The following is an 11107-nucleotide window of genomic DNA, read 5'->3' as shown; positions in this document are numbered from 1 at the left end:
TGAACTGCTGACCAAGAACACCAAGTACCATATCAATCCAACGGGTCGCTTTGTCGTTGGTGGTCCGCACGGTGATACCGGTTTGACGGGTCGCAAGATCATTGTGGATACGTACGGTGGCTGGGGCCGTCACGGCGGTGGTGCATTCAGTGGCAAGGATCCCACGAAGGTGGACCGTTCTGCCGCTTACATGGCACGCCACGTCGCCAAGAATATCGTTGCCGCTGGTTTGGCCAGCGAGTGCGAAGTTCAGCTCGCCTACGCCATCGGCGTTGCCGAACCGGTCAGCGTTCACGTCGACACGAGTGGCACCAATGTCATTCCCGAAGACAAGATCGTCGAACTGGTTCGCGAGCACTTCAAGATGACTCCGCTCTCGATCATCGAGTACCTCAAGCTGCGTCGACCTGTTTACCGCAAGACCGCCAGCGGTGGACACTTCGGTCGTAACGATGCCGACTTCACGTGGGAAGCCACCAACAAGGCTGCTGACCTCAAGAAGGCTGCCGGTCTGTAATCTGATTCGGTATAAGCAGTAAAATCAGTTCAAACGAAGAACCCTGTCAGGCTTGGTTCCTGGCGGGGTTCTTTCGTTGTTTATGGACCAAGGTTTCTCCGCTCCAGGAGATGGCTGACTGATCGATTGAGACTTGATTGCGGTGCAGGGGCTACTGGCGCGGGGAGCGTCAGGCAGGGGACAGCGAGTAGGCACGCGAAGGGACTCGATGAAGTTGCCTGTCAATGCGACCGGCCTGCGTGGCTTGTGGGAGAGCCTGTCTCCGGAACTCTGCCGCGTTGGTCTAAGGGGCGGGGACTGTATGTGGTGCGAGGACCGCTGGTCGGACAAGATCGATGCATCGCATTTGGGGGGATGTGTTCCTGGCATAAGCGGTTTCCCGTCAAATTGTTACGCTGCGGAGGAGATGCCCCATGGAATTGCGCCCCAGCGTCGACTCGACCAGGTTTTCGCTCGAGAAAAGTTCCGTCTGATGTCAGAAGCTCTTCGACCGGTATCGTCGGATTGAGTGGCACATTTACCTAGGAATTCCACTCGTCAGAACAAGACTGATTCCGCTGAAATCTCAAAACGGGTGCTAGATTTCATTCAATGACGGGATCGAATGGCGGTCTCTGAAGCATTGAAAATCCACGTCTGGGTTCGCTGCGAGATGTCGCGTCGATCCAAACCGTAGGCGAGAGGGGAATGTCATGGGGTTCTTGAAGCATTTTTTCAAGAACACGTATCGCGACGGTGAGTCGAAGCAGGGACGCAGCAGCTTCGAGAATTTGAGTGACGAGCAACTCGAGGCTCATCTGAAAGTAGGACGATACGGCAACTTTTCGCTGACAGACGCAGTTCGGCCCTCATACGATCTGCAAATCGTGCCTCAGGCGGGATATCGCCACGACTTCTACCATGATCAGGAATCGGGGATCCGGATCCCGGTCATCATGGCTGCCGCCAGTAGTGAAATCCTCCTGGAGCTGTTCCTCGACTTGTTGGAACCGCTTGGGCACGAAGTCGATGTCGTGCTGGAAACCAGCCATGATCGTCGCCGGGGCAGTCATCACGACTTGTATCGAGAAGATATTGATCTGCCGGTGCTGAAGAGCAGTTTTTACGAGTTTGAAGATTTGCTGCTGGGGGATGGATGTACCGGCGTCGCTGTTCTTAATCCTGAAATCCCAAGGGAGATCCAACTTGATGAACACAAGCTGTTGATCATCTATGGCCAGGAACTTGTCGAGTTCGAAGACATCCTCGATGACTACGGCCTGCCCCGAATGGAAAAGATCAAGTTCATCACCGAAGCCGAACATATTCACTCGTCCACGGATGAGTTCGCGCGGCGGTTTGAAGAAATGAGAACGCGACTGGGAATCGACCTGGACTGAGATTCGCATGCCGGTCGGAAGACCACCCCGCCTCCTTGATCTGCCCGCGTATACTTGAATGCAACCTGCCTCGCACGACGGAGTGCCCCCATTCTCTGTCTGGAGATGACAACCGTGCGAACTTTGATGACGCTTGCGACTCTTTCTGCCGCCACGGCAGGGTATTTTTATCTTCAGGGAACACCCTCGGTAGGTGAGCCTTACGAAGCTCCTTCGGCTGCAGCGCGGCTTCAGGAAGAGGCGCAGCGCGAGTACCTGCGTCTGTCTGAAGTCTCGCGAGGCTCTGTTAAGGAACTCGTGAATCGCGTGCACCTGCACACGAAGTCGGTGCTCGATGACTTCGCGAACCAGCATGGTGGGCATTCCGATGCGCCGCTCGACGATGCGTTTCAGCGATTGAGGCAAGTCACCCAGTCGGCCATCGACACCTACGCCGCGGATAAGACTCCGGCGGAAGAAGTGGCCAAATCCAAGCCAACGCGACTTCCGCCGACGCGACTGGATGATCTGCAGCGGATTGCCTTCGATCCCGGTGCGGCGATCGATCAGGTTGTTGAACAGATTCTCATCCAGCACGAGGAAAGTATTCAGCAGGAAGAGGCTGCAAATATCGCTGCAAGTTCCCCTGCAGCAGAGGCCGAATCGGTACAGACTGAAGCTCTAAAAACGGAGAAAGAACCCGAACCAGCCCCAGTCGCGACGGTCGCCCAACAGGCTCAGGAAGCTCCCGCAGCGGTGCCCCAGGTGGCCCAGTCAGGGCCTGCGGAAAGTGCGGCCGAGGCTCCTGCTGTCACAGGATCGGAAATTACAAACGTTTCGCGGCAGGAGGCTACGCCTGTGGTGAAGACGATGACCGCTCCTGCGCAGCCTGCGACAGCGCCTCAGGCGTCGAAGCCCATCGTGGGGTATGAGTGGAAGGTAATTGGCAAGACGACCGAAGGTCGGAAAATGCATTCCACCCAATTCGGGTCGACGGGGACCCGGATACTGGTGATCGCCGGTTTAAATGGTGAGGATCGCGTTGCTGTGCGCTGGCTCGAGTTGCTGGCGGATGCAATGGCCAGCCGGCCGGACCTCACGAAGAACATCGAAGTCGTGTTCTTCCGGGCTGGTAACCCGGATGGTCTGGTTCGGAAAGTGAAGACGAACTCTCGCGGTGTGCCGCTCAACCGTAATTTCCCCAGCCGAGGATATCGGCAGGTGGTCGGCGTCCCTTCGTTTGCTGTCCCCGCCAGCGAAGTTGAGACACGTGTGATCCTGGACACGCTGTACACGTTTCGTCCGCGTCGGGTGATTCACCTCACTTCGACAACAGGTCCGTCGCAGGTTCTCTACAACCGATCCGGAAAACCCCTGGCACTTGAGCTTGAGCGTAATGCGAAGTTGAAACCTGTGCTGCTGGATCCTGAACTCAGTCCTGGTTCGCTGGAAGACTTCTCTGACGGAACGTTGGAGGCCGCCGTTCTGTCGCTCAAGGTTAGCATTGGCAACGACTGGCAGCAGGCTTGGACCCAGGTTCAATCGCAGGTGCTGGCCGCAGTGGTTGGGCGACCTCTCGGTGCGGGTGAGGGAGAGAATGGCGTGGACCCAGATGCAAATGGCAGCCCCGTTCCTTATTCCACGATTGAACCGATTTCGCGAAATCCACGTAATCGTGGTTATCAAGAACTTCCGGCCCCACCGGAGTAACGCGGCTTGAGCCCTCTTCGATGAGTGGGATTTCCCAATCTGAGAACATCTCGATTGCAGCCAGTGCCTGTCGCCACAAGAGTGGTGGCAGGCACTGGCTACATGACGGGTCGCGACTTCGCGGTGTAGCTTCGTGTTGTTTTTGTTCGATCTGCGTCAGGTGAACGAGGCAAAGACCCTGTTAAAAGACCCTGTTAAAGGAGTCGACGCGTCGGATCGCTTGTCATGTTTTCAGGAATCAGGCGGATGATTGGAAATTTCGACAATCGTCGAATCGAGGATCCGTTTTTTCAACAATCCTTCACGCGGGGGTGTTGTTGACGAGCGTGGGCGGAGTTTTAGGTCGCTTTTGCACAACCTTCCGGCGCTTCTTCCGGCTGGCGGGACGCTGACCTTTTTGAAAGCTTCGCTTCAGTTGGGCGAAGGCGACCTCTGCTGCTGAACCGTTTCCTGCCTGCAGCGCTCGGAGGAGGGCCTCGAAGATCTGCTTGACGTCATCGGAGTATGGATTCTGATTAGACGCATCTGGCGTGGCGGTCAGCTCAATCAGTGCCATGGTGCATTACTCCTTTGCGGTCGATCTCATCCAATGAGTTTTTTGGCCTGAAGGCAGGGCTTGTTCGACTTCTGGAACTAACATCGGTTGGTTCTGGTCGATGACGCGAACGTTCTTACAGTAGCCATCACGTTTTTCTTTGTGTTGTTGATGAGCCTGTTTTTAAGGCGATTGAAGGCTACAGGGCCTCCCCACACCGCCTGCTCAGTGTGCTGTTTTGAAGCACCTGGAGGCTGTCTTTCCCCTGCTCTCATTTGACCTTCGCGACCGATCGATGCGGCAGATCGATCAAAGGGGTGTCGCGGCGGTTTTCCGATCCAGGCAGGCTTCCAAGCAAGTCCCGGTCCAAGTCGAAATTTGAAATTGACTTTCATGTCACAGTGTATTACTGTCGTGATACACAAATGCAACAAAACCCTCTCGAATTCGCCGTGCAGCCTACGTCTGGAGTGCCGATCTACCGGCAACTGATGGATCAGGTTCGTTCCATGATCTCCAGCGGCCGGCTGTTGGCAGGGGACAGGCTGCCCAGTGTGCGGCAATTGGCCGCGACACTCGAGGTCAACATGATGACAGTCTCGAAGGCCTACGCCCGTCTGGAAGCAGACGGTGTGATCGAGCGCGAGAGAGGGGTGGGAATGCGGGTCCCCCTCGCCCCGGATGCTGGAACGAGTTCCGGACCGCGGACGACGGTTGCCGAACGGCAGAAAGAGTTGCGGCCGATCGCCGAAGAGCTGGCGACACGGGCGTGGCAACTGAAGTTGACTGAGCAGCAGGTGATTTCCGTTGTCGAATCGGTGTTCAAAGAACGGAACTTGTGAAGAAAGGGGACCTCCCGATGGCTGATTCCGTCATTACGATCAATTCCCTGAAGAAGGCCTTTGGTTCGAGGCAGGTGCTCACCGGCGTTGATCTCGACGTACCGGCAGGGGCCATTGTGGGGTTGGTGGGGACGAACGGCTCGGGCAAATCCACTCTCATCAAGTGTTTGCTTGGCCTGCTGAGAAAGACCTCGGGGACAGTCAGTCTGTTTGGAGAGGATTCCTGGAACCTCAGTGCCTCGGCAAAAAGTCGACTCGGATATGTTCCTCAGACTGTCCGGCTTTATCCGTGGATGAAGGTGAAGCATATCGTTGCTTACACCTCTTCATTCTACGAGGACTGGGACGAACAGTGGGCAGCGACACTGCTCGATCGATGGGAGCTTCCGCTGGAACATCGAATCGGCCCTTTGTCTCCCGGTCAGTTACAGAAACTGGCACTGGTGCTTGCCCTGGGATATCGACCTGAGCTGCTGATTCTTGATGAGCCGGTGGCGAGTCTGGATCCTGTCGCACGACGCGGATTTCTGCGGTCGTTGCTCGAACTCTGTCAGGAGAACGAGCACACCATCCTGTTCTCGACACATATCACTTCGGATCTGGAGCGGGTTGCCTCCCATCTGGCAATTCTGAAAGAGGGGCAAATCGCTCTGTTTGACGAGCTTGATAACGTCAAGGATCAGGTGAAGCGATTCCGGATTAAGGCGGCATCCTCACTTCCGGCGGATTTTACAGTCCCGGGAGCCTTGCGCTGTGCCGTGGACGGGAAGCAGGCCGTGGCGGCCGTCACACGGGTCGATGATCAGCTTGTGTCCGAATTAAGGCATCAGTGGCAGGCAGACGTGGTGGTGGAAGACCTCAATCTCGAAGAGATTTTTCTGGAGTATCACCATGTCTGATCTCCCCCGAAATTCCGTCATCGCACGTCCCCGTCGATGGAGGGCCATCTGGTTGTCGTATCGCACTCATCCGCTCATGTGGGGATTCGCATTAGTGGCAGGGCTGGTGGGAGCAGGGGTCGCCATGGCGGTCGCAAGGGATCCCGAGGACGTGGCTCGATCCAGGTCACTTAACTCGGCAAATCCGACGGCAGCAACGTCCGATCCAGTCGTCGACATGACATTCGGGAAAGACTCGACACGCTCGATCAATTGGTCCCAGGTACGCACACTGAAGGTGATGGATCTTTCGCAATGCGCACCGTTGTGGACTGATGGTGCCATGCCTCACCTGGAGTCGCTTACCGTCTACAATAGCATTACTGATGATCAATTGACGGAACTGTGCGAGCGTTATCGTTTCGTCTCCTTAAGTCTTCATGGTACGCAGCGTCTGACGGCCGCAGGAATACACGCCTGGCATAACCAGACCCGTCTGGATTTTCTCAGATTCACAAGCTTCGATGCGGTGCAGGCCGATGAGAAGCTCGACTGGCCTCCTAATCTGAGGACATTGATTTGCGATGACCCACGTGGAGTCAGCCTGTCGCGGTTGCGCGAATGGCGAGGCCTGCACCAGTTAGAGACCGTGTCGACGCGTATCGTCCCCTCGACGACGGGAGTTTCTCCCGAGGTCATCGACGAACTCAGGAAATTCCCGCGATTGAAGCGACTTTTCCTGGTGGAATTGCCACCGGCGTTCCCGAATGTCCTGTCCGAACTGCAACGGGTGTTGCCCCAGATTCGCGTCCGGCCGCATGCATACGACCCCGTGCGACTCGAACGAGTGAATCTGATTGTGGTCTTCGGGTTCCTGGTTTACGTTGGTCTTTCGATCCAGTTATCCTCCCAGTTTGTGTCTTCCCATCGCCTGCTGGCACCCCGTTTCGCGAGCAGTCATTTCAGTTCCGCCGGAGCGATTGCTCTCTGTACGGCGGGACTGTCGTGTCTTCTGTTTCACAGAGCCGGAAGTGCTTTCCTCGCCAGTTTGGCCCTGAGTGGCGTACCCATCGTACTGCTTGCGGTACTGATGCGCTTTTCTCGCTGGATTGGTGGCCTCTCGGGAGTCCCGGTACCCGGCGTGGCGAATTGGGTCGCGGTTCAATGTCTGGCATTAGGGCTCCCGTTCTGTCTGTTACTGACGAACGCAAATCGTCTGGAACTGGATTGGTTCCTGCGAGGGGAACAGGTTGGGGCGGCGTTCTTCGTCGTGGCAGCGACTTGCTGGGGGGCGTATGACCTGGCGCGGTGGTACGCTGGGCTGCAACGAGGGTTGGAAGAGTCGGGCGGGGGGGATGTCCCGCTGAGTTGTGTGGATGTGCCCGGCTGGCAGGGGTGGGCAAGTACCCAAGTGTCCCTGCAGTCCAAGTCGCCGAAGCGAGAGCAGCGTTTATATAGGTTGGTTGATGCGCGTATGGAACAGTTTGCGGAACGAATCCGCGGTCGCTCCCGTGTTACGCCGCTTCATCAATGGGAGACTGCGGGGATCCTGACAACGAAAGGGTGGGTCAACAACTTTATTGTGATGATCGTGATCGCAAAGGTGGTAGAGGCACTGGTGATCCCCGCTGAATGGCTATCCCGAACGCAGCTAATCGATTTCGGGTGTCTTCAACTCCTTGGTACCGGACTTCTTTTTCCGTTGTGCTTTGCCTGGTATCGCCGCCCGATGATGTCCGTCGAACTCTTGCGACCTAATTCACGCCGGGACTGGGTTTTAACAAATTTCCGCGGGCTGCTGAGTGAGCTCTTGCCTATCGCCGCCGTTTCAGGCGTGTATGGGAACTGGCTGCTCTGCACCGGGCGTTTCGGTCAGTGGACGATCCCGGCAATTCTCAGTGTGAATGCCGTGATCGTGACCGTGCTAGTCGCTGTCTATGTCATCGGAGTTTGGGCCATGACAGTGCAATCGCAGGGGGTGGTGGTTCTGATTGCGGTGCTCGGCTGGATTGCGATTGTATCAGGAGTCATCGCTCCTATTCTGTTCCCGCTCGATCTGACAACGTTGAAACCCGCCATGATCCTGGCCGCAACCTTTACCACGTTCTTGGTTTCCTCGACGGTGGGGGTGGGGCTGGCTTACCGGAGTTGGATGAACTGGGAAGTGGGCAATTCTGCGCAATGAACGAAGCTGGCAGAGCTTTGTCACGCGGGATTATTCGAGAAGAGGAATCCGAATCAGGTATCCGTTGCGGATGTGGATTTCACTTTAGCGGGATGCTCGATTCCCCCGGACCGGGATGTCCGCAGCAGAATCGGTGCAGAGCCGCCGGGAGTTTCTACTGCCAGGCGAGAATATGCTCTTAAGAGTTCCAAGTAAGTATCGCGGAACCCCTCGGTCTTGATTCGGGGATTCCACACTGGCACGGCCGAACTAGCACGTACAAAAAGAAAAACGCCCCCATCCGTGAGGGCGACTGCATCCTGCTCCATCCGTTGACCGCAAGAGACGTGCTGGTGACAGCTCCGTCTCAGTATAAGAAAAAGAACCCCCAGAGAACTGCGTCCGTCAACTATGTTGGGTGTACTGGCGATTGGGTTCCGGGGAGCAGAGTGGGTCAGAGACTGCTCAGAGGGGGCCATGCAGTTCACAGCCAACGGGTTCGTTGTTCGCTGGGGGTTCGGGCTGGGAAAGATCATGTGGCGATTGCTCGTCACGAGAGAGATGTAAAGCTAACCTTGTGCCAAAGGATGTTTCGGCGCACAAATTTTTGAATCTCATTCAATATTTCATTGATTTTCAGGCTCGAACGGGGCAAGATGGTTGTAGCAGAGGACGATTTTCGGCGCGCGCCGAAGAATAAACTTTTCCAAATGAGCGCCGAAGCGGTTGCTTTCGGCGCCGAAAGGCCCCTCGAAACCAGATCGGATAGACGATGGATCGCACAAATTGGGTGGTTAGGGGGAGCTTGGCAGTTTTTGCTGGCGCCATCGTTGCCTACTGTGTTGTGGTGATGGTGGTTGTCGCCACGGCGCCCGACCTTCGCCTGCGTTTTCTTCTTGTCGGGCCTACCGGCCTTACCTCCGGCATCATCATCGAAGATACAATCGGGGTCGAAGCTCTGGATGGGCAACCGGTACCGCAGCCCCAGGACGTCTTGATTGAGTTGGATGGTCAACCGGTTAAAACCAGTCTCGATTTTATGCGAGAACAGTTCGCCATCCGAAATCGGGATCTTCAGCTTCGCCCGAACACTCCGGGTCCACATCGGCAGGATGCGCAAAACTACGTTCCGATTAAATTTGTCCGATCGACGGACGCTCAGCCAGTCTCCACAGCGATCAAGATCCAAGCGGTCCCGATGCGGGAAGTGGGTTTGACTCTCGTCTGGTTCCTGCTCGAACTGATTATTTTTTCAGTGGGGGCGGTCGGTTTCTGGAGTCGGCCGTTCGATGACGCCGCGCGACTCTTCTTTGTGATGTGCTCCGTGACGTTGGCCGCGTTTGTGGGGGGCTTTCACTGGTGGACGGTCGGCAGCAACTTCTGGCTGAACCTTCCCTTCGCTGTCTGCGCAATCTTGCTCCCGGCCGTCATTCTGCACTTTTTCCTCGTTTACCCCCGTTCGAAGCGACCGCTGATTCAGTGGCCGATTGCCACTGTCGCTGCCATCTACGCCATTCCACTTCTGACGATCATGGCGTTTCTCGCCGTGGACGGCGGCTTATGGTTTTTGCCTCATTCGATGGGGCCACAGGCGGAATTCAACTCGCAACTTGTCTCGATGCTGTTGAACTGGTTGCGAATCGGTGTCTACAGCTACTTTGCCGTGGCAGCGGTGTACTTTCTGATCGCTTTGGGGGCTCTGACGCACAGTTGGTTTACGGCCCGTAATCCCATTGAAAAGAATCAGGTTCGCTGGATCCTGCGTGCCGGCTGCGCCGCCTCGTTCTTTATTGGCTATGCACTCTATCTCGCCTTCTTCTACCGGGCCGAATTTGCGCTGGGGGGAGGGCGAATTCCCATGTTCCTGGCCAGTCTGCTGTTTATGTTCGCATACGCAGTCGGGATTGTCCGGTACAAACTCATGCTGATTGATCAGATCGTCAACCGCGGGATGTGGTACTACGTCCTCAGTTATGCCGCGACAGCAACCGTCGCTTTTGTCATTTCCTGCGGAACCCTGGCGATGACGATCCGCAAAGCCCAGGCTCTGGAACAGCCTTCCTGGATCATCGCTGGCATTCTCATGCTCGCTGTCGTGTTGCTGATCTGGTTGAGGGATTCCTGGCAGACGTTTGTCGATCGACGCTTCTTTCGCGAAAAGTATCGGCTGGACAAGGCACTTCAGCGGATGAATCAGGCGGCGGGGCGATTGGCTGATGTCGACTTTCTCGCCGAACGAATGCTGATGTCCTGTCGCGACGTGCTGCAGTCCGAATTGACGGCACTGTATCTTCGCGATTCGCAAACCTCGACTTTTCGACTCGCCGGTGCTCAAGGAGTTTCCGCCGGTCTTCCCATGCAGTTTTCCGCACCGCAGGAATTTTGCCAGGCGCTTCAGACCGATCCGACTCTTCAGCGCGTCACGTCCGTGTCGCGCGATGATCTGTCGCCGACACAAAGCCTGTTAAGGCTGGTGAAAGCGGATCTCGTCCACGGCTTGGAAACCAATGGCGAAATTACCGGGATCGTCGTTCTGGGAGGCAAACAGAATGGATTGATGTATTCGGCCGAAGATCTGACCTTCCTTACGGCGCTGGGACAGATCACAGGGATCGCGCTTCATTGCGCCAACGTGCATCAGAACCTGAAACATTTGAACGAAGAACTGCGAACCAAGGTGGATCAGTTGGCGCAGCAACGTCAGCGAATCGCCATGCTGGAGGCCGAGATCGCGACGACACGCTCTGAACCTGTCACTGCGACCGGGACCGAGTTCCGTCGTGACGCAATCATCGGGCGCAGTCCGGCGTTGAATCAGGTGCTGGAGATGGTTCGCAAAGTCGCGCCGAGTGAAACGAGTGTTCTAGTTCGTGGCGAGAGCGGGACAGGGAAGGAATTGCTGGCGAAAGCGATCCATGAGAACAGTACACGGCGGAGCGGACCTCTGATCAGTGTGAACTGTGCGGCATTCTCGTCCGGGTTGCTGGAAAGCGAGCTATTCGGACACGTGCGCGGATCATTCACGGGAGCTCACGAGAATAAACCAGGTCGATTTGAATTGGCTCATCGGGGAACGCTGTTTCTGGATGAAATCGGCGATATT

Annotated in this window: 8 protein-coding genes; 7 read left to right on the top strand and 1 reads right to left on the bottom strand. The window is 56.1% G+C overall.

Features of this window, described 5'->3' with window-relative positions:
* From VGE80_RS01100 to VGE80_RS01090, 3 genes are all read left to right on the top strand, one after another.
* On the top strand, nt 1-517 hold a 517-nt coding region (locus tag VGE80_RS01100; protein WP_440591367.1), incomplete at its 5' end, for a methionine adenosyltransferase domain-containing protein.
* A gap of 692 nt (nt 518-1209) precedes the next feature.
* Nucleotides 1210-1896, top strand: coding sequence for a hypothetical protein (locus VGE80_RS01095; RefSeq protein ID WP_373653567.1), 687 nt, complete (start codon nt 1210-1212; stop codon nt 1894-1896).
* 114 nt (nt 1897-2010) lie between these two features.
* The gene (locus tag VGE80_RS01090; protein WP_440591366.1) at nt 2011-3585 is read left to right on the top strand and encodes a M14 family zinc carboxypeptidase; all 1575 of its coding nucleotides are present in this window, start codon (nt 2011-2013) and stop codon (nt 3583-3585) included.
* Nucleotides 3586-3886: 301 nt separating this feature from the next.
* Here the strand turns inward: VGE80_RS01090 and VGE80_RS01085 are convergent, their stop codons facing one another.
* Nucleotides 3887-4141, bottom strand: coding sequence for a hypothetical protein (locus VGE80_RS01085; RefSeq protein WP_440591365.1), 255 nt, complete (start codon nt 4139-4141; stop codon nt 3887-3889).
* 431 nt (nt 4142-4572) lie between these two features.
* Here VGE80_RS01085 and VGE80_RS01080 point away from each other — a divergent pair, with 431 nt between their 5' ends.
* The 4 genes from VGE80_RS01080 to VGE80_RS01065 form a co-directional block, all read left to right on the top strand.
* The gene (locus tag VGE80_RS01080) at nt 4573-4962 is read left to right on the top strand and encodes a GntR family transcriptional regulator (protein ID WP_440591364.1); all 390 of its coding nucleotides are present in this window, start codon (nt 4573-4575) and stop codon (nt 4960-4962) included.
* Nucleotides 4963-4979: 17 nt separating this feature from the next.
* Nucleotides 4980-5861: an ABC transporter ATP-binding protein gene (locus VGE80_RS01075; protein ID WP_440591363.1), complete on the top strand. Its 882-nt coding sequence runs from the start codon at nt 4980-4982 to the stop codon at nt 5859-5861.
* A complete protein-coding gene (locus VGE80_RS01070; protein WP_440591362.1) occupies nt 5854-8025 on the top strand; it encodes a hypothetical protein in 2172 nt (723 codons plus the stop codon). Before VGE80_RS01075 ends, VGE80_RS01070 begins: the two co-directional genes overlap by 8 nt.
* A 784-nt stretch (nt 8026-8809) precedes the next feature.
* The coding region (locus VGE80_RS01065; RefSeq protein WP_440591361.1) for a sigma 54-interacting transcriptional regulator at nt 8810-11107 on the top strand (2298 nt) is incomplete at its 3' end.

The sequence above is a fragment of the Schlesneria sp. genome, assembly GCF_036405755.1.
Classification (GTDB): Bacteria; Planctomycetota; Planctomycetia; order Planctomycetales; family Planctomycetaceae; genus Schlesneria; species Schlesneria sphaerica.
The sequence above is the reverse complement of the archived record's forward strand: the minus strand, read 5'-3'. Positions and strand labels throughout refer to the sequence as shown.

Bases quoted from the DNA above. Each gene is read 5' to 3' on its own strand.
- VGE80_RS01095 (WP_373653567.1), top strand. From the start codon at position 1,210: ATGGGGTTCTTGAAGCATTTTTTCAAGAACACGTATCGCGACGGTGAG.
- VGE80_RS01075 (WP_440591363.1), top strand. From the start codon at position 4,980: ATGGCTGATTCCGTCATTACGATCAATTCCCTGAAGAAGGCCTTTGGT.
- VGE80_RS01085 (WP_440591365.1), bottom strand. From the start codon at position 4,141: ATGGCACTGATTGAGCTGACCGCCACGCCAGATGCGTCTAATCAGAAT.
- VGE80_RS01070 (WP_440591362.1), top strand. From the start codon at position 5,854: ATGTCTGATCTCCCCCGAAATTCCGTCATCGCACGTCCCCGTCGATGG.